This is a genomic window from Streptomyces sp. ICC4 (assembly GCF_003287915.1).
Lineage (GTDB): Bacteria > Actinomycetota > Actinomycetes > Streptomycetales > Streptomycetaceae > Streptomyces > Streptomyces tritrimontium.
Genome location: NZ_CP030286.1, coordinates 4,055,092 through 4,072,518 on the forward strand (window position 1 = coordinate 4,055,092; position 17,427 = coordinate 4,072,518).

General features: G+C 71.1%; 17 protein-coding genes and 1 pseudogene. 6 read left to right on the forward strand and 12 right to left on the reverse strand.

Annotated elements, in window-relative coordinates; genetic code table 11:
• Positions 1–4 precede the first annotated feature (4 nt).
• The 4 genes from DRB89_RS18800 to DRB89_RS18815 all read right to left on the reverse strand — a co-directional run bounded on the left by DRB89_RS18800 (position 5) and on the right by DRB89_RS18815 (position 3,749).
• The gene (locus DRB89_RS18800) at positions 5–805 is read right to left on the reverse strand and encodes an arylamine N-acetyltransferase (protein ID WP_162688637.1); all 801 of its coding nucleotides are present in this window, start codon (positions 803–805) and stop codon (positions 5–7) included.
• Positions 806–870: 65 nt separating this feature from the next.
• Positions 871–1,803, reverse strand: coding sequence for an iron-sulfur cluster-binding domain-containing protein (locus DRB89_RS18805; RefSeq protein WP_112450744.1), 933 nt, complete (start codon positions 1,801–1,803; stop codon positions 871–873).
• The gene (locus DRB89_RS18810; RefSeq protein ID WP_112450743.1) at positions 1,800–2,801 is read right to left on the reverse strand and encodes a diiron oxygenase; all 1,002 of its coding nucleotides are present in this window, start codon (positions 2,799–2,801) and stop codon (positions 1,800–1,802) included. Before DRB89_RS18810 ends, DRB89_RS18805 begins: the two co-directional genes overlap by 4 nt.
• 249 nt (positions 2,802–3,050) lie before the next feature.
• On the reverse strand, positions 3,051–3,749 hold the full coding sequence (locus DRB89_RS18815; protein WP_112463348.1) for an XRE family transcriptional regulator: 699 nt from the start codon (positions 3,747–3,749) through the stop codon (positions 3,051–3,053).
• A 266-nt stretch (positions 3,750–4,015) separates the two neighbouring features.
• Here DRB89_RS18815 and DRB89_RS18820 point away from each other — a divergent pair, with 266 nt between their 5' ends.
• Together DRB89_RS18820 and DRB89_RS18825 are read left to right on the forward strand one after the other, a co-directional pair.
• Positions 4,016–5,338 (forward strand): beta-ketoacyl-[acyl-carrier-protein] synthase family protein, encoded by a 1,323-nt coding sequence (locus DRB89_RS18820; RefSeq protein ID WP_343234591.1) that lies wholly within the window; start codon positions 4,016–4,018, stop codon positions 5,336–5,338.
• A gap of 79 nt (positions 5,339–5,417) precedes the next feature.
• Positions 5,418–5,807 (forward strand): MazG nucleotide pyrophosphohydrolase domain-containing protein, encoded by a 390-nt coding sequence (locus DRB89_RS18825; RefSeq protein ID WP_112450126.1) that lies wholly within the window; start codon positions 5,418–5,420, stop codon positions 5,805–5,807.
• A gap of 28 nt (positions 5,808–5,835) precedes the next feature.
• On the opposite strand, the gene DRB89_RS18830 is transcribed toward DRB89_RS18825, so the two are convergent.
• Positions 5,836–7,167 carry a WD40 repeat domain-containing protein gene (locus DRB89_RS18830; RefSeq protein ID WP_162688638.1) on the reverse strand — a complete coding sequence of 444 codons (1,332 nt, stop codon included), beginning with the start codon at positions 7,165–7,167 and terminating at the stop codon, positions 5,836–5,838.
• 148 nt (positions 7,168–7,315) lie between these two features.
• On the opposite strand from DRB89_RS18830, the gene DRB89_RS18835 reads away from it, so the two are divergent.
• Positions 7,316–7,534: a hypothetical protein gene (locus DRB89_RS18835; protein WP_112453648.1), complete on the forward strand. Its 219-nt coding sequence runs from the start codon at positions 7,316–7,318 to the stop codon at positions 7,532–7,534.
• A 4-nt stretch (positions 7,535–7,538) separates the two neighbouring features.
• Here DRB89_RS18835 and DRB89_RS18840 read toward each other — a convergent pair whose 3' ends face one another.
• The 4 genes from DRB89_RS18840 to DRB89_RS18855 form a co-directional block, all read right to left on the reverse strand.
• Complete coding sequence (locus tag DRB89_RS18840) at positions 7,539–9,047, reverse strand: alpha/beta hydrolase (protein ID WP_112450124.1); 1,509 nt, start codon at positions 9,045–9,047, stop codon at positions 7,539–7,541.
• Between the two features lie 132 nt (positions 9,048–9,179).
• Positions 9,180–9,479 (reverse strand): hypothetical protein, encoded by a 300-nt coding sequence (locus DRB89_RS18845; protein WP_239516216.1) that lies wholly within the window; start codon positions 9,477–9,479, stop codon positions 9,180–9,182.
• Between the two features lie 47 nt (positions 9,480–9,526).
• Positions 9,527–10,279, reverse strand: a complete 753-nt coding sequence (locus DRB89_RS18850; RefSeq protein WP_112450123.1) for a CbtA family protein — start codon at positions 10,277–10,279, stop codon at positions 9,527–9,529.
• A 31-nt stretch (positions 10,280–10,310) separates the two neighbouring features.
• Positions 10,311–10,529, reverse strand: a complete 219-nt coding sequence (locus DRB89_RS18855) for a CbtB-domain containing protein (protein ID WP_112450122.1) — start codon at positions 10,527–10,529, stop codon at positions 10,311–10,313.
• A 211-nt stretch (positions 10,530–10,740) separates the two neighbouring features.
• Here DRB89_RS18855 and DRB89_RS18860 point away from each other — a divergent pair, with 211 nt between their 5' ends.
• The gene (locus DRB89_RS18860) at positions 10,741–11,178 is read left to right on the forward strand and encodes a histidine phosphatase family protein (RefSeq protein ID WP_239516217.1); all 438 of its coding nucleotides are present in this window, start codon (positions 10,741–10,743) and stop codon (positions 11,176–11,178) included.
• Positions 11,179–11,241: 63 nt separating this feature from the next.
• On the opposite strand, the gene pucL is transcribed toward DRB89_RS18860, so the two are convergent.
• Both pucL and DRB89_RS18870 read right to left on the reverse strand, forming a co-directional pair.
• Positions 11,242–12,186, reverse strand: coding sequence for a factor-independent urate hydroxylase (gene pucL, locus DRB89_RS18865; protein ID WP_112450120.1), 945 nt, complete (start codon positions 12,184–12,186; stop codon positions 11,242–11,244).
• 257 nt (positions 12,187–12,443) lie between these two features.
• Positions 12,444–13,805, reverse strand: a complete 1,362-nt coding sequence (locus tag DRB89_RS18870) for an aspartate aminotransferase family protein (RefSeq protein WP_112450119.1) — start codon at positions 13,803–13,805, stop codon at positions 12,444–12,446.
• A gap of 97 nt (positions 13,806–13,902) precedes the next feature.
• Between DRB89_RS18870 and DRB89_RS18875 the strand changes: the two genes are divergently transcribed.
• Together DRB89_RS18875 and DRB89_RS18880 are read left to right on the forward strand one after the other, a co-directional pair.
• Positions 13,903–14,625 carry a hypothetical protein gene (locus DRB89_RS18875; RefSeq protein ID WP_112463350.1) on the forward strand — a complete coding sequence of 241 codons (723 nt, stop codon included), beginning with the start codon at positions 13,903–13,905 and terminating at the stop codon, positions 14,623–14,625.
• 299 nt (positions 14,626–14,924) lie between these two features.
• Complete coding sequence (locus DRB89_RS18880; RefSeq protein WP_239516218.1) at positions 14,925–16,142, forward strand: IS256 family transposase; 1,218 nt, start codon at positions 14,925–14,927, stop codon at positions 16,140–16,142.
• Here the strand turns inward: DRB89_RS18880 and DRB89_RS18885 are convergent.
• A pseudogene (locus DRB89_RS18885) lies at positions 16,123–17,337 on the reverse strand (IS256 family transposase). The gene DRB89_RS18880 and the pseudogene DRB89_RS18885 sit on opposite strands and share 20 nt — an antisense overlap.
• Positions 17,338–17,427: the final 90 nt, after the last annotated feature.

A 17,427-nucleotide genomic window follows, 5' to 3' on the forward strand; every position in this document is an offset into this window, starting at 1 on the left:
GGCGTTACCTTCCGATCCCGAGGTCCTGCACCGGGATGGTGAGCTTGAAGTGTCGTTCGAGCAGCTCCTGGAGCTCCTCGTCGTCCGCGGCGGACAGGGTGGAGCTCTTTCCGTCGTCCACGATCGTCAGGTTCCCGTCGCGGACGCTCACCCGGCCCGTGGGGGTGGGGATGCTCGCCACCTTGTGCCGGTTGAGCAGGCTGTGGGGCGAGGCCGTCGTGTAGAAGTGCGCCATCTCCAGGTCGATCGCGTCCACCGGGGCGTCGACGAAGCGGTAGATGTCCTGCCAGTGCGCCGAGTTGGTGGCGTGCTCCTTGATGGAGACCGTCCAGAGCCGCGTACCGGCGGCGCTCTCGAGGCGGACCCGGGCGGACAGCGCGGGGTGGTCGGCCCGCGCCCCGTCCGCCAGCAGGATCGGGCCCCGGGGACCCCTGGCCCCGTATCCGATGTCGAAGAGCCAGCGCTCCTCGCCGAAGGACACGACGAAGACCTGGTGGGTGGCGGGGGTGCGGTGGGGGTCGGTGCCGCTGGCGAGCCGGATCCCGTAGTCGAATCCGCAGGCCTCGAACAGCCACTGCATCATCCGGCCCGTCTCGAAGCAGATCCCGCCCCGGCCGCGCTCCACGATCGCCTCGTGGAGCGCCTCCTCGCCGAGGCCGCGCTCGGCGTTGCCGTGCATGCTGAAGTTCTCGAAGGGGACGTTGTACAGGTGTGCCTCGTGGAGCCGGCGCAGGCACTCGGCGGTCGGCTCCAGCGGAGCGTCCAGTCCGATCCGGCGGGCGTATTCGGCGATGAGCTGGTTCACGTGCTTTCTTTCTGGTCGTGGCCGTAGCCGTGGCCGTGGCCGTGGCCGTGGTGCCGTCGCCGGTGTCAGACGTTGAGCACGAGGCGCGTGCCGATCGACTTGCTCACGCACGGGATCATGTAGCTGGACTCGGCCTTCTCCTGGTCGGTCAGCACCTCGTCGCGGTGGTCGATCCGGCCCGTGCGGACCTCGACCTCGCACGTCCCGCAGATGCCCTGCCGGCACGAGGACGGGACGGGCACGCCGTTGCGGTGGAGCGCGTCGAGCAGCGGCTGGTGCTGGGCGGTCTCGAAGGTGATGCCGGTCTTGGCGCACTCCACCTCGACGGACGGCGCCACGTCTTCGCAACCGCCGTCCGCCGCGCCGTCGTTGACCAGGGTGCGGGCTTCCGGTGCCCCGGCCACGGCGTCGCGCACCTGCGCGACCATCGCGGCCGGGCCGCACGCGCCGATGACGGCGCCGGCCGGTGTGCCCGCGACGACCTCGGCCCAGTCCGGGCGGCCCGCCGCCGCGGTGTCCAGGGTGACGATGCTGCCGTTCTGCTCCCGCGCCAGCTCGCGGAGCCGCCCGAGGAACGGGAACTCCCGCGCGCCGCGGTCCACGTAGACGAGCTGCCAGTCGCGCAGCCGCCCGCCGGCCAGGACGGCGAGGACCGGGTTGACGCCCACCCCGGCGGCCAGGAAGTGCGTGAAGGGTGCCGCGCTCTCGGCGGTGAAGCGGCCGCCCGGGGCGGAGACCCGCAGCGGGGCTCCGACGTGCAGGCGGGGCGAGAGCCGGTCGGCCTGGTCGCCGCGGTGGCGGTTGCGCACGGCCAGCTCGTACCCCTCCGCGCCGGCGGAGAGGAGGGTGAACGTCTTCAGCCGGGGTCCCACGCGCAGGGTGACGTGCTGGCCGGGCACGGCGGCCGGCAGCGGCTCGGCGCCCGGCGCGCGGTCGAGCCAGTACCGCGTGACGGTGGGCGTCAGGGCGCTCGCGGCCCGGACGACGGCGGCCCTCACGCGACCAGCCCCGATTCCCTGAACGCCTCGAGGGTGGCGCCGTGTTCCAGGGCGCCGGCCTCGATGAAGTACTGCAGCGTGGGCGCGGCGCCGCGCCGCACGTCGGCGACGACCTTCTCGCGCGTGTAGACCTCGGTCATGACCTGCTCCACCTCCGGGCGGCCCAGGCCGGCGGCCAGCAGGCCCAGCGCGGTGCTCGGGTAGTCCGGCTCCAGGAACGCGAAGATCAGCCGCGGGATGTACGGGCCCGCCAGCTCCTGCTCCTTCGGCGTCATCGCGGGCCACAGGTACCGCAGCAGCGTCGAGAAGTAGGAGTGGTGCTTGGCTTCGTCGACCGCGTGGTCGGCGACCATCTCGCGAACGCCCTCGGGCAGCCGCCGGTCCGCGGGCAGGTCGTCGAGGATCGAGGAGATGAGCGTCTCGCTGACGATGGCGAACAGCATCTCGTCCAGGCCGCGGATCTGGCTCGGCAGCTCCTCGTGGATCCGCGCGAGCTCCGCGGTGAACGTCGGCGTCTCGGGGAGGGCCGGCGCGATCCCCGTGCGGGTGCGGACCTGGCGCAGGATCTCGTAGGTGAACTGGGCGTGCCAGGCCTCGTCCGTCACGATCTTGAAGGCGTCCAGGCGCATGGGCTCGGGCAGGTCCAGCCCGGACATGCCGCGGCTGATGTGGCCGGTGACCGGGATGACCGCGCTCTGCTCCAGGTCGATGGTGAACTTGAGGTACTCGTAGAGGCGGTGGAGCAGCAGCGTCTCGCGGAGCTCGGGCTCGGCCCGTTCGAGGAGCGGGTGCGCCAGGACGGGTACGAGTTCGGGGCTGAAGAACAGTTCACCGTCGGTGTCCAGGACCCGTGTGGGGTTGTTTCGGACGGTGGCGACGCGCTCCCACGTACGGAAGCGGCTGCGGTAGTCGGATTCCAGAACTGCCTGGTCGAGGCGATTCTGATGACGGCGGGCGAGAACGGTCCGGTTCGCCGTGCTCGCAAATTGCAGAGCCATTCTTTAAACCTTCATGTGGTGAGGCAAGAAGGCTGTCACCGGCCCAAGTGACCGTCAAGCGGCAAGAGTTTGCCGCTGTACGGCATTGTCCGGTTCGCCGGTATTCGAAAGAGTCGAATCAGACAAACGAAGGGCGACCGGCAAATGATTGCCGGTCGCCGGTCGAAGTGGGCGCGAAGCGGCAAAAGTTTGCCGGTCGCGGCCGGAGCCGAACGTGTAGAGTTCCGAGCATTCCGCCGAAGTGCCGTACTACCGCCCCGGTTCGGGCGGCAGCGGGAGCGGGAGCGGCAGGACGGGCTGGTGCGGCAGCAGCAGGACGCAGCGCAACCCGTGCTGGTAGGCCGGGAGGAGCACCTGGGAGGTGACGGTGATCGGTTCGGGCGAGACGTGCGGCAAGGTGAGCCGGTACCGGTGTCCCTGCCGGAAGGCGATGACCTTCGGCCCCTGAGCCCACAGCCGGCGGCATTCGGGATCCTGCAGGACGCGGTGGAGGACACCTTCCAGCGCGGCCTTGTTGGAGCCCGTGGCCAGGGCGAACCGCAGCATCGCCAGGTAGACCTCGGCGTGCTCGTGCCAGTCCGCCATCTGTTCGCGCGCCGTCGGATCGGTCAGCGCCCAGCCCATGAGGTTGGCACCCGGCTCGAGCACCCAGGGGAACCAGCCCGCCATGAGCGTGTTGTAGCCCAGGATGTTCCAGGAGCCGTCCGTGAGGTACGCGGGGAACTGCGTCTGCCCCGTGACCACGCGCAGCAGCGCCAGCTGGCCCTGCGCCTCGCCCTCCTCGTCGGCGAGCGCGACCCCCGCGCCGTCGAGCGCGCGGCTGTACAGCACCATCCGCTCGTCGGGCCCCAGAACCAAAGCCTCGGAAATCCGGCTCAGAATGTCACTGGAAAGCGATACGGAGTCCCCGGCCTCCAGGCTGCGGTACCAGCGCTCGCTCACACCCATGATTTCGGCGACTTCCTTTTGTGGAATCGCCTTTCCACGGCGCAGTTTGACACCGGCGTCCACTCGCCATACTCGTAGGAGTTGGTGCAATTCCATGGTCTGAGACGCGGGATCGAGCACGAAATCGCGATTGTGAACGCCAGTTGTCCCCACCGTAAACTCCCCTCGCCACGACACAAAAAAGACTCATGGCCTGAAGTCGAAGTGTACAGCGCGGCAGTTGTGGGCCTGAGACAGGAAAGCAGATCCCTATGCACCATCCGCCCATGCCCGACGGCCGGACCGATGGAGTGAACCGCGCCGCACCGCGCCGCGTGGTGATCACCGGTCTGGGCTCGCTCACCCCGCTCGGCGTCGGCGTTCCCGCGCTGTGGCAGGGGCTGCTCGACGGCCGCGGCGGCGTACGGGCACTGGAGGGCGAGGAGTTCGCCGGCCAGCCGGTCCGGATAGCCGCGACCGTGCCCGCCGATCCCGCCGCGCTGCTGCCCAGGGCCCAGGCGCGGCGGATGAACCGCTCCGCCCAGTTCGCCGTGATCGCCGCCCGCGAGGCGTGGCGGGACGCCGGCTTCGAGCCCTCCGGGACCCTCGCCAGCGGCATCGATCCGACCAGGACCGGCGTGTCCCTCGGCACCATCATCGGCGGGGCCCCCGCCCTGGTCGACGGCGACCGCGCCCTGCGCGCCAAGGGCCCGCGCGGCGTCTCGCCGCTCACCGCCGCGATGACCGTGCCCTCCCAGGCCGCCGCCCAGATCTCCCTCGACCTGCACGTCACCGGCGAGGCCCGCACGGTGGTGAGCGCCTGCGCCTCGGGCACCGAGGCCATCGGGCAGGCCATCGACCGGATCCGCCTCGGGCACCTGGACATCGCCCTGGCCGGGGGCACGGAAGCCGCCGTCACCCCCGCCGTGATGGCCTCCTTCGCCGCCATGCGCGCCCTGTCCACCCGCAACGACGACCCCGGCCGGGCCTCGCGCCCCTTCGCCAAGGACCGCGACGGCTTCGTCAACGGCGAGGGCGCGGCGGTGCTCGTCCTCGAATCGGAGGAGCACGCCCTGGCCCGCGGTGCGCGCATCTACTGCGAGGCCGCCGGCTGGGGCCTGTCGGCCGACGCCCACCACATCGTCGCGCCCGACCCCTCCGGCGACGGGATCGTCCGCGCGCTGCACCGCGCGCTCGCCGACGCCGGATCCGTCCCGGCCGACGTGGTCCACGTCAACGCGCACGCCACCGCCACCGTGGAGGGCGACCTCGCCGAGGCCACGGCACTGCGCAGGCTGCTGGACGAGCGCGGCGCCGGGGCACCCCGCGTCCCGGTGACGGCCCTGAAGGGCGCCCTGGGACACATGCAGGGCGCGGCCGGGGCGGTGGAGGCCCTGGTCTCGGCCCTCACCCTGCACCACGGCACCGTCGTGCCCACCATCGGCTGCGAGGACCTCGACGACGCCTGCGACCTGGACGTGGTCACCCTGGCACCGCGCCCGCTGCCGGACTGCGGCGACATCGTCCTCAGCAACTCCTTCGGCTTCGGCGGACTCAACGCGGTACTCGCGCTGCGCCGCCGGGGCGGGCCCGGCCCCGCGACCCCGTGACCCGAGACCCCGCGGCCCCGCGGCCCCGAGACCCCGTGACCTCCCGATCCCCCGACCCCGTGAAAGAGGGCAGATCCGCATGACCGCACCCGTTCCCCAGGACATGGTCCGGGAGTTCCACCGGGCCTTCGGCCTCGGCGTCGGAGCCCATCCGGCCACCGTGGCGCCGGAGCTGGCCGCACACCGCCAGGTACTCCTGGAGGAGGAGGTCGCCGAGGTCGCCGAGGCGAGCGCGGCCGGCCGCCTCGCGGACATCGCGCACGAGCTGGCCGACGTGGTCTACATCGCGTACGGGACCGCGCTGGTGCACGGCATCGACCTCGACGCGGTCCTCGCCGAGGTCCACCGCGCCAACATGTCCAAGCTCGGCCCGGACGGCCGCCCCGAGCTCCGGGCGGACGGCAAGGTCCTCAAGGGGGCGTCGTACCGGCCGCCGAACGTGGCCGAAGTGCTGCGCGGGCAGGCGTAGCCGGGCGTCAGCCCGGTGTCAGCCGGCATCAGCCCGGTTGTCCGTGGGGCAGGATCCACACCTGGACGAGGTCGGTGTCGCCGACCGCGGCCAGCAGGCCGCCGTCCGGGGAGACGGCGACGGAGTAGATCTCGTTGTGCGGCGTCTCCAGGGGGTCGGTGAGCGGCAGGCCGTCGGCCGCGTGCCACACGCGTACGCTGCCGTCCCGGCCCCCGCCGGCCACGAGCCGCCCGTCGGGCGAGAACGCCACGGCGTACACCGCTTCCGCGGACGTGGACGCGACCTTGCGGACGGGGCTTCCGGAGCGCACGTCGAGCGGGTCCCACAGCTCCACGGTTCCGGGGGAGCCGGCTGCGGCGAGCACCGTGCCGTCGGGCGAGAAGGCCAGGTCGTAGCATCCATTGAGGATCGTGTCCCCGGCAATCTCCCAGGTGGCCGTGGACCACAGCCGCAGCGCTCCCCTGGAACCGCTCGCCGCCAGCAGGGCTCCGTCGGGCGAGAACTCCAGCGCCTCCGACCTGAATTCGGTCTCCAGCGACCTGACCCCGTCCCGGCTGGCGGTGTCCCACAGGTGGACGAGCCCCTTGGGCCCGCCCGCGGCCACGGTCTTCCCGTCCGGGGAGACCGCCACCACGTCGCGGGCCCCGGACCCGTCGGGGAGGCGTCCCCCGACGGGATGGCGGTAGGTCAGGTCCCACAGCCAGACCGTCTCGTCCTCCGCCACCGACGCGAGCCACCGCCCGTCGCCGGAGAAGGCGAGGTCCCGGACGATGTCCTGGTGCCCGACGAGGGGCCCGGCCGCCTCCTCCCCCGTGGCGGGATCCCGCAGGTACACCGCGCCGTCGCTGCCGCCCAGAGCCAGGTAGCGCCCGTCCGGCGAGAAGGCCAAGGCGTCGTACGAGTCGACGGGGCCCTCGAAAGGGGGCAGGGGTACGACGTGGCCCCGGTCCAGGACGTCGGCGAGGGCTCGGACCGCCAGCGGGCTCACGGGGCTTCCCAGGGGCTCCGCGGGGGCGGCCGCGCCGGTCCGTCTGCCCTGCGTGCGCAGCTGGTCGAGGGTGCGCCAGCGCGTGCGCCACGCCTCCATCTCGGGGGCCCTGCGGTCGACGGCCAGCTGTCTGCCGTCCTCGTCGTAGGACAGCAGGGTGTGCACCAGGGACATCAGGCTGTCCATCCGCTGGAGCCGCTTGCCGCTGAACGCCTCGCTGAGGGCCGCCGTCGACAGCGGCGTGGCGCCCTTCAGGCCGTCCGCACGCGTGACGATCTTCTTCAGGACGGGGTTCCCGCGCTCCTCCTTCAACCGCCGCAACTGCTCCGCGAACTGGTCGAGGCCCGCCTGGAATTCGGTTGCGTTCGACACGCTGGACCCTCCGCCGTTCGCCGCTTTCGGCGCCCAGATTAGGGGAGTTGACCAGGCTCGGAACCGAACTTCAATGAAGTTCGGCCCGGTTACGACTTCGTTCGTGCGGTGCAGGTCAACAGGCCCCGCCTCTGCTGCCATGGGACCCATGACGCACTCCCAGCAGTCCCGGGAACCCCAGGTCCCCCCTCCGCCCGGCCCGTTCATGACCGTGCGCACCGCGCTCATCCTGCTCTCCTCGGCGGTGCTCGGCGCGACCACCGGCGGGCTCGCCGTCCTGGCCGGCGGCGGCCCGGCGGCGGGGGCCCTGGCCGGGCTGGCCGCCGCCGGGGCCTGCGTATCGGCCCTGCACTCGCTCCTCCAGTGACCGCTCAGCCGTCCGCGCACGCGGTGTCGCGGGCCGGGCGGCGGCCCGTCGTGAGGTACGTGGTGACCGTGCGGTCGGCGCAGGCGTTGCCGTTGCCGAGGTAGACGCCGTGTCCGCCGTGGTCGACGGTGAGCAGGCGGGCCCGCGGGCCGAGGGCGGCACGCATCTCCAGGGCCCCGGAGTACGGGGTCGCCGGGTCGCGGAGGTTCTGGACCATCAGGATGTTCGACGGCCCCCGGCCGGTGATGCGGGTCGGGCGTTCCGCCGGGGCGTCCTTCCAGAAGGCGCACGGGGTGATGTTCACCGGCATGCCGGCCGTCAGGGGGTGCGCGACGCGGTCCGCCGCGACCGCGCTCGCGTACCGGGCCGGGTCCTTCGGCCAGGCCGCGTCGTTGCAGATGACCCCGACCATCAGCGAGGCGTCCGTGTCCGGCAGCGGTCCGGCGAGCTCCTTGGGCAGCACCGGTACGGCGGCCGGGTCCTGGGCCGAGCGGACGAGGCGGGCGAAGGCGGGGAAGAGGGCGTCGCCGTAGAGGGAGTTCTGCAGGGCCTGGCGCAGCACGTTGCCGGTCAGCGGGACCCCCGGCACGTCCGAGGGCCGCGGCTCGCCGTCCAGCCGGGCCGCGAGGGACAGGAACAGCGGGCGTACGTCGTCCGGGTGCGCGGCCAGGCGCAGCCCCTCGGCTTCCCGCGCCGGGTCCGCCGCCCAGGCGGCGAAGTCGGGGAAGCGGTCCTCGGCGCCCTGCGCCATGTTCGCGAGCCAGCCCCGGGCGACCCGCTCCGGATCGGGGTCCCCGCTGCTGTCCAGCACCACGCGGTCGGTGCGCCGCGGGAACTTCTGCGCGTACACGGCGCCCACGTACGCCCCGTAGGAGACGCCCCAGGCCGACAGTTTGCGCTCGCCGAGCGCCTCGCGGAACCGGTCGAGGTCGCGCACCTGGTTGGCCGTGGTGAAGCTGCGCAGCTCCGGGCCGCCGTTCGCGGCGCAGGCCTCGGCCACCCGGCGGGAGCGGGCGGTGTTCTCCTCGATCCCGCCGTCGGGAGCGGCCCAGGAGCGCAGGGTCACCAGGTGCCGGTCGGCGGCGTCGGTGGCGCACCGGGCGGTCACGCTGCCGCCCACCCCGCGCGGGTCGAGCGCGACGAGGTCGTAGGCCCCCGCCATCTCCCGGTCCAGTGCGGCGCCCTTCTGCGACAGCCGCTGCACGCCGGAGCCGCCGGGCCCGCCGGGGATCACCGCGAGCGTGCCGCGGCGGGCGGCCGGGCGGGTGCTGGGTAGCCTGGACACGGCGAGGGAGACCTGCGGGCCGCCCGGATCGGCGTAGTCGAGGGGGACGGACAGCTTCGCGCACTGCTGGCCGGCCAGGTGCCCGGTGTGCGTGCAGTCCGCCCACACCAGGGCCGGCGGGGAGGGGCTCGCGGACGCCGGTGAGGCCTGCGCGGTACCCGTCAGGGCGGCGGCGACGGAGGTGGCGCAGAGGGTGAGGAGTGCGGCCTTGCGGCGGTAAGTGGTCATGGAACGAGGATGGTTGGGCAGCCGCGGCCGCTCCATCCGGCAGCCGGGACGGCTCGCAGGGGGGCCAGCCCCACCACGCCGCCGCCGGCCGGCCCCTCAGCCGACCGCACGGCCCCGGTCGCACGGCCCCGGTTACACCACCACGAACACCACGGCCGCCGCACCCATGAGTGCGGCGGCGGTGTGGATGGCCGGATGGCCGTAGTCACCCGACCAGAGGTGGCGGGCCAGGCCGCCGACGGCGGCCAGAGTGCCGATGATGCCGAACTGCGCGAGCAGGGTGACGGAGGTGAAGGGGGCCGGGAGCAGCAGGAGCGAGTTGAGCCAGAACGGGGCGGCGCCCGTCCAGCCGCGCCACTCCCGCAGTTCCCGCAGCCTGTGCGGGTACGAGGACTCCCGGTGCCCCGGGTACTCCCGGTACTCCCGGATCACCGTCGCCATTGTGCCGCCACCGGCCCTTCAGTCACCTGCTCGAGCACTCAACTCGCAGGCTGTACAGACTCCTTGGGTGCGGCGGTCGGGACAAGGGCCCGTTCGGCAAGAAATCCGAAAGTCAGGCCGAAAGTGGTCCACATCGCGGCCTGGATGGCCAGCGAGGCGAGCCGGAACTGCCAGACGAGCGCGGCCGGGAAGTCCCCCGGCACCTCGTTGATGCCGGGCAGCGACGCGTAGGCGATGCCGACCGCCACCACGAAGGCGAGGGAGGCGGTGACCGAGGCGTTCCAGTTGCCCAGGGCCGGCGCCAGGCGCCTGCCCAGGATCAGCGCGCCCAGGGCGAGCAGCACGCTGAGCGCGATCATCAGGACGTAGAGGGTGGTCCGCTGGACGGTCGTCTCGGGGTCTCCGACGGCCGGCGGGTTCGCGGGGTACTTGAAGAACGGCACCAGGCCGACGGTGACGAACAGACCGCCGGCGACCAGCGCCGCCGTGGCCCGGGGGCCGAAGCGCCCGATGCGGCCGACCGCGTAGCAGAAGACGAGCGCGGCGATGCCGCCGAGCGCGATCCCGTAGAGCAGGGTTCCGGTGCCGAGGCCGGCCGTTGCCTGGAGGGCCCGGCTGACCGGGGCGGCCTCGCCGCCGCCGTGGTCGTGGGCGCCGGCCTCCTCGATGGCGATCGCCGCGTCCACCTTGGATTCACCGAGGACGTACGCGACGAGGAAGGCGGCGACTCCGGCCAGCAGGCCGGCGAGCATGCCCCGGACGAGGAGCACGCGGGGGGAGATGGGGTTCATGGTTCGGTTCTTCCCTTGCTGAGGATGGAGATCAGTGGCAGGGGAAGCCGAGGAGGTGGCGGCCGTCGTGCATCCACTCGTGGATGGTGTCGCCTTCGAAGATCGCGGTGGCGCCCTGCTCGGCGCCGACGAGGTAGAGCAGGACCATCATCAGGACGCCGACGAACAGCGCCCAAGGGGCCAGTGCGGAGAGGGAGATGGGGGCGACGGCCAGGGGGGCGGCAGTCGTGGGCACGGCGGAGTGGGCCATGGCAGGAACCTCCAGGGGGAACACGCGTCCCGGTCATTGGTGCTCGCGACGACGGTGGCGGGTCTGACTCGCCTCCCCCTCCGGGAGGTTTCACAGTGGCGCGACCGTGCCGGACTCTCACCGGTTCTTCCGTCTGCCGTCGTCTTGTCGTCCGTGACCGTACCGCGCTTACGCTGCCCTTATGAAGAGGACGGTTGTTCGAGTCCGGCTCGTGAGACCTCCGCTGGGCGGGGCGGAGCGCCCGCACCGGTTCCCGGACCGGGATCCGTGCCCGGGGCACGAGGGGCTGCGTGGGCAGGATCACGGCTCCTGGACGGGGCGGACCCTCGACGAGGTGGCGGCCGAGGACCCGGCCGCGCTGGGGCGGTGGACGGGCGACACCTCGTACGCGCCGCCCGGCGGCGGGGAGTCGGTGGACGCGCTGATCGCACGGGTCGGCCTGCACCTGGCCGGGCTGGCCCCGGGGACGCACCGGGCGGTGGTCGGGCAGGGCGTCGTACGGGCGGCCGTGGTGTGGGCGCTGGAGCTGCCCGCGGCGGCCTTCTGGCGGCTCGACGCGCGCCCGGAGTCGGTGACGGTCCTGACGGGGCGCTCGGGCCGCTGGAACCTCCTGCTCGGGGCTCCCGACACGACCGGGCAGGACCGCTAGTGGCACCGCGGCCCGGGCCGCGTGGTGGCGCGGGCCGGGCCGGGTGTCAGAGCGGGAGGGGGATCAGGCGGCGATCCAGTCGGACGTCGCGATGACCGGCTGCACGCCGTCGCGGTGGACGGTGCCCTCGATCAGGCCGTACATCCGGTCCGCCGCGAAGTAGACCTCGTTGTCGTTCTTGAGGCCGAAGGGCTCCAGGTCGACGAGGAAGTGGTGCTTGTTGGGGAGGTTGAGGCGCACCTCGTTGACCTTGGGGCAGTTGTCGAGCACGCGCTCGGCCATCTGGTTCAGGGTCTGCTGCAGCGAGTAGGAGTAGGTCTCCGCGAAAGCTTCCAGCATGTGCTTGCGGACCTTCTTGTACGACTGGTCCCAGTCGTACTCCGGGTCGTCGGCGGCGAGCGCCGAGTGCGCCCAGCGCGAGGTGACCTTGGTCGCCAGGATGCGGTCGTACGCCTCCTGCAGCGTCGTGTACTTGTCCTTGATGAACCCGTGGAACTCGGAGTTGGTCGAGTTCATCACGGTCAGGTCCTTCAGACCCGAGATGACCTGCAGGCCGGTCGTCTCGCTGTACGTGATCTGCGCGGTGCGCACCTCGGTGCCCTTGAGCGAGAAGGAGTGCTGCTCCTTGCGCGTCGGGACCGGGATCCGCTCCCAGGCGTACTCCTCGATGCGGATCTGCGCCTCGCGGATCGGCTGCTGGGAGGAGACGAAGTGCTTGGCGAGCAGGATGCCGAAGGCCTCCGGGGAGGCGATGCCGTGCTCCTTGCCGAAGGCGTACACCGTGTTCTTGGTGGTGTCGGTGGGCAGGCAGTTGGCGTTGTCGCCGGTGAGGTGGACGTCGCGGAACTCACCGCGCAGGGCGACCGACACGTTCAGGTCGCGGATCTCGTGCCAGGATCCTCCCCCAGACTCCGTCTGGGAGGTGCCCCCGGTGCCCTTGCGGGTGACCTTGACGATGCGGTTCTCGGCCTTGCCGTACTGGTTCTGGGCGAGGATGTGCTTGCTCATGCGCTGTCTTCCTTCGGTCCTCGGGAACACGGAGTCCGGTTGTCCGGATCCCGTACGCCCGGCGTCCGGCGGACGCGCAGCCCGCCCCCCGCCGTTCGGCCACACGCGTGGATCATCATGTGGACCGCCCCGGGACTGACGTGCATCCCGGTCCGTAGGTGCCTGCTGATTCCAGCACGTTCACATGCTGTTCGTAAGGGAGCGGAACCTCCGAGAACAGGCACCCACGATTTGGGCAACCGTACGATCTGCGCAGGTCAGACCGTGTGCGCGTCGGCCACTGTCAGGGCTTCGTCGAGGATCGCCAGGCCCTTGGCGACGTCCTCGGCAGCGATGTTGCAGGGCGGCGCGACGTGGACGCGGTTCCCGGCGAGCAGCGGCCACATGCCGCTCTTCTTCAGGGCCGCCCCGAGCTCCGCCATCGGCGCGTTGTCGGCGCCCGCCGCGTTGTACGGGACCAGCGGTTCGCGGGTCTCCTTGCTGCGGACGAGCTCCAGGGCCCAGAAGGTGCCGAGCCCCCGGACCTCGCCGACCGACGGGTGGCGCTCGGCGAGGGCGCGCAGGCCCGGGCCGAGCAGCTCGGCGCCGGTGCGGGCGGACTGCTCGACGATGCCCTCCTCCTCCATCACGTTGACCGTGGCGACGGCGGCGGCGCAGGCCAGCACGTGCCCGGAGTACGTCAGCCCGCCCGGGTAGGGGCGGCGGGCGAAGGTCTCGGCGATGGCGGCCGAGATGGCGACGCCGCCGAGGGGGACGTACCCGCTGGTGATGCCCTTGGCGAAGCAGATGAGGTCGGGGGTGACGTCCCAGTGCTCGGAGGCGAACCACGTGCCGGTGCGCCCGAAGCCGACCATGATCTCGTCGAGGATGAAGACGATCCCGAAGCGGTCGCAGAGCTCGCGGACGCCGGCCAGGTAGCCGTCGGGGTGCACGAGCACGCCCGGGGCGCCGCCCACGGTCTCCAGGATGATCGCGGCGACGGACTGCGGGCCCTCGAAGACGATGGTGTCCTCGAGGTGGCGCAGGGCGCGCTCGCACTCCTCGGCGGGGGTGGCCGCGTAGAAGGGCGAGCGGTAGGCGAACGGCCCCCAGAAGTGGACGACGCCGGCCGTGGCGGAGTCGTTGCCGAAGCGGCGCGCGTCGCCCGTGAGGTTGATCGCGGTGGAGGTGGCGCCGTGGTACGAGCGGTAGGCCGAGAGCACCTTGGTCCGGCCGGTGTGCAGCCGGGCCATGCGGACGGCGTTCTCGACGGCCTCGGCGCCCGCGTTGGTGAAGAAGACCTTGTCGAGGTCGCCCGGGGTGCGCTCGGCGATGAGGCGGGCGGCCTCGGAGCGGACGTCGACGGCGAAGCCGGGGGCGACGGTGCAGAGCTTCGCGGCCTGCTCGGCGATGGCCGCGGCGACCTTGGGGTGCTGGTAGCCGATGTTCGTGTAGACGAGGGCGCTGGAGAAGTCGAGGAAGCGGTTGCCGTCGTAGTCCCAGAAGTACGAGCCTTCGGCGCCGGCGACGGCGAGCGGGTCGATGAGCTCCTGGGCGGACCAGGAGTGGAAGACGTGCTTGCGGTCGGCTTCTTTCACTGCCGCCTTGGCGGCGGCGCGGGCATCGGCTTCTGCGTTCATATTCCGAGGGTAGTTGTCCACGATGTGGAACCGGCTGGGGCGGGGCTGGGGCCGGCGGCGTCAGAGGTGTATACGAGCAAGCCCAAGCCACCACACCATGCCCCCCGCCCAACTCCTCGACGCCCACACCCCGCCGACCCCCGGCCTGCCCGCTGCAGGGCGAGCTGCCCGGCGCAAGGCCCAGTCCTCCCGCAAGCGTTCGCTGGCCGCCCGCTATCTCGGCTACGTCGGCTACTTCGTCGGCGCTGGCCTCATCAGCGGCGCCGTCGTTCACCACCCCTTCGACCCCGACCGCTACACCCGCATCGCCACCTACGGCGCGCTCGTCTTCCTCGCCGCGACCGTCCTCAACGAGTTCCTCCTCACCCGCGAACGACCCGGCCTGCCGCGCATGCTCATCGTGATCGGCTCCTCGCTGCTGCTGTCCTTCGGCATAGGCATGCTCAGCGGCGGACTCCAGCACTTCGACGACTTCCCCATCCGCGGCGCCGTCCTCGTCCCCGCCGGCATCGTCGTCTCCTTCATCGCCTACGTCATCAAGGACGCCGACACCCCCACCCGCCGCATCTTCAGCGTTCTGGGCCTGACCGTTGTCGCAGTCGCGGCCCTCGCCTTCTTCGGCCTGCGTGAAGTCGCGGCATCGATGGAGTCCACGCCCGGGGGCGGTCACAGTCACGGCACCGGCGAAGAACCCGCCGCAGACGACCACACCCCGACCACTACCTCCTCCCCGGCCACCACCCCCGTACCGGGCATCTCGGGAATGCCCAACCCCGCCTCCACGTCCCCGGCCCACAACGACGGACACGCCGACCACTGACCGACCAGAGTCTTCCTTTGGAGAGCTGTCCGTATCGCGTCCCCGCTGGCCACCAACGGGGACGAGCAGATCATCGAAGCGATCTCTACGGCCCGGTACAGCGCCACCGTGGCCGGCTGCCCCCGTCTGCCGGCCCAGCCCAACGCGGGCCGCCCACACAGGGCAGGCGCACCGTCAGAGCGTGTCTGAAAGATCGTGTAAGTCCGTGATGTGGAAGCCTGGCCCGGGGCTCGGCCTCGGGCCTGTGGGCCAGGCGGATCGGACGAGTCATGGCAGACAAAAACGAAGCGGCCGCGTCCGTGGCCGGCGACAAGACGGTCGACGAGGTGGTCGAGCGGCTGCTCGACAAGGCTGACGCCTCGGGGGCGGCCCTGCTCGGTGAGGGCGGGCTGCTGACGGAGATCACCAAGGCCGTTCTGGAGCGGGCTCTGGAAGCCGAGATGAGTGAACACCTCGGCTACGAACGCGGAGATCTTGCAGGTCACGGGTCTGGGAACTCCCGCAACGGGACCTCGCCCAAGACGGTGCTGACCGACGCCGGCGCGGTCACTTTGGCGGTGCCGCGGGACCGAAACGGCGACTTCGAACCGAGGCTGGTACCGAAGAACGCCCGCCGCCTCGCTGGGTTCAACGACCGGATCCTTTCCCTCTACGCCCGCGGCATGAGCGTGCGCGACATCCGCTCCCACTTCGCCCAGATCTACGGGGTCGAGGTCAGCCCAGACCTGATCAGCAAGGTCACCGACGCCGTGATCGACGAGCTCGTGACCTGGCAGAACCGGCCTCTCGACGCGGTCTGGCCGATCATCTACATCGACGCATTGTGGGTGAAAATCCGCTCTGGCTCGGTGACCTCGAAGCCGGTCTACCTGGCCGTCGGCGTCGACATGAACGGCAGGAAAGACGTCCTGGGCTTGTGGGTCGGCTCCGAGGGTGAGGGCGCCAGCACCTGGATGGCGGTCCTCTCCGAGCTGCGAAATCGGGGTATCGAGGACGTCTGCATCGTGGTCTGTGACGGGTTGAAGGGCCTGCCGGACGCGGTCACCGCGACCTGGCCCAAAGCCACCGTCCAAACGTGCGTGATCCACCTGACGAGAGCCTCGCTCAGGCTCTCGTCGTCGCGGGACCACCCGAAGCTGGTCCCGGCCCTGAAGGCCATCTACACGGCCCCGACCGAGGCCGCAGCCGAGCAGGCCCTCGACCTGTTCGCAGCCTCTGAGCTGGGCGAACGCTATCCGGCGATCGTCCGGACCTGGCGGTCGGCTTGGCCGGAGTTCACGCCCTACCTGGCGTTCCCGCCGGCGATAAGGACCGTGGTCTACTCCACGAACATGGTCGAATCCATGAACGCCCGGCTCCGCAAGGCCACCCGAAATCGTGGCCATTTCCCCTCGGAGCAGGCCGCGTTGAAGGTCCTCTACCTCGCGGTCCGCGAGCAGATCAACCCGAAAGCGCGGGTCTGTCCAGTAGACGGTGTAACCGTGGTTGGTTTGTGGGTCAGATTCGGTTGCTGGTGAGGCGTCCGTCGAAGGCGATGTCGAAGGCCTGGAGGGCTCGCTTCCAGCGGGTGGTCCAGCGTTTGCGGCTGGCGCCGGTCGGGTCCAGGGACATCACCGCGAGGTAGACGCACTTCAGAGCCGCGTTCTCCGAGGGGAAGTGTCCGCGGGCCCGGACCGCCCGGCGGATCCTGGCGTTGACGGAATCGATCGCGTTGGTCGTGCAGACGATCCGGCGGATCTCCGCGTCGAACTGCAGGAACGGGACGAACTCGGCCCAGGCGTTCTCTCACAACCGCACGATCGCCGGGTACTTCTGTCCCCATTCCTCAGAGAACTCGAGGAACCGGCTGGTGGCCGCGTCCTCGGTCGGAGCGGTATAGACCGGCTTCAACGCTTTGGTGATCTTGTCCCAGTCCTGGCGGCCGGCATAGCGGAACGAGGCCCGAAGGAGGTGGACGACGCAGGTCTGGACGACGGTCTGGGGCCAGACCTCGCCGACCGCGTCGGGCAGGCCCTTCAATCCGTCGCAGACCAGCATCAGCACGTCCTCGACGCCGCGGTTCTTCAGCTCGGTCAGGACACGGAGCCAGTGCTTGGCCCCTTCTCCTCCTTCGCCGCCGGCCCACAGCCCGAGGATGTCGCGGTGGCCTTCGGCTGTAACCGCGAGGGCCACATAGATGGGGCGGTTGGCGACCTGGCCGTCGCGGATCTTCACGTTGATGCAGTCGATGAAGACGACTGGGTAGACGCGGTCGAGCGGGCGGGCCTGCCATTCGGCCATGCCCTCCAGCACCGAATCGGTGATCGTCGAGATGGTCTGCTTGGAGACCTCGGCTCCGTAGACCTCTGCCAGATGAGCCGAGATCTCGCCGTGGGTCAGGCCCTTCGCGGACAGCGAGAGCACCATTTCGTCGACGCCAGTCAGCCGACGCTGGCGCTTCTTGACGATCTGCGGCTCGAAGGCCCCTTCCCGGTCCCGCGGCACCTCGATCTCCACCGGGCCGACGTCCGTGATGACGGTCTTGGAACGTTTCCCGTTCCTGGAGTTGCCGCCGTTCTTGCCCGAGGGATCGTGCCGGTCATAACCGAGATGGTCCGTCATCTCGCCCTCCAGAGCGGACTCCAGCAGCCGCTTCGTCAGCTGCTGGAGCAGACCGCCCTCGCCCGTCAGCTGCAGGCCCTCGGCCTGGGCCCGGGCCACGAGCTCGTTCAGGAACCGGTCATCGACAGCCGTCGGCGAGGCCCCAGCCTCAGGCGCTATCGCTATGTTCTCGCTGGTCACAGGTGCAATCCTCCATGATCG

Excerpts from the sequence above, each read along its gene's own strand:
- DRB89_RS18815 (WP_112463348.1), bottom strand. The coding sequence starts at position 3,749 with ATGGGTGTGAGCGAGCGCTGGTACCGCAGCCTGGAGGCCGGGGACTCC.
- DRB89_RS18850 (WP_112450123.1), bottom strand. The coding sequence starts at position 10,279 with ATGAACCCCATCTCCCCCCGCGTGCTCCTCGTCCGGGGCATGCTCGCC.
- pucL (WP_112450120.1), bottom strand. The coding sequence starts at position 12,186 with ATGAGCAAGCACATCCTCGCCCAGAACCAGTACGGCAAGGCCGAGAAC.
- DRB89_RS18875 (WP_112463350.1), top strand. The coding sequence starts at position 13,903 with ATGCCCCCCGCCCAACTCCTCGACGCCCACACCCCGCCGACCCCCGGC.
- DRB89_RS18840 (WP_112450124.1), bottom strand. The coding sequence starts at position 9,047 with ATGACCACTTACCGCCGCAAGGCCGCACTCCTCACCCTCTGCGCCACC.
- DRB89_RS18825 (WP_112450126.1), top strand. The coding sequence starts at position 5,418 with ATGACCGCACCCGTTCCCCAGGACATGGTCCGGGAGTTCCACCGGGCC.
- DRB89_RS18820 (WP_343234591.1), top strand. The coding sequence starts at position 4,016 with ATGCCCGACGGCCGGACCGATGGAGTGAACCGCGCCGCACCGCGCCGC.
- DRB89_RS18810 (WP_112450743.1), bottom strand. The coding sequence starts at position 2,801 with ATGGCTCTGCAATTTGCGAGCACGGCGAACCGGACCGTTCTCGCCCGC.
- DRB89_RS18855 (WP_112450122.1), bottom strand. The coding sequence starts at position 10,529 with ATGGCCCACTCCGCCGTGCCCACGACTGCCGCCCCCCTGGCCGTCGCC.
- DRB89_RS18835 (WP_112453648.1), top strand. The coding sequence starts at position 7,316 with ATGACGCACTCCCAGCAGTCCCGGGAACCCCAGGTCCCCCCTCCGCCC.
- DRB89_RS18870 (WP_112450119.1), bottom strand. The coding sequence starts at position 13,805 with ATGAACGCAGAAGCCGATGCCCGCGCCGCCGCCAAGGCGGCAGTGAAA.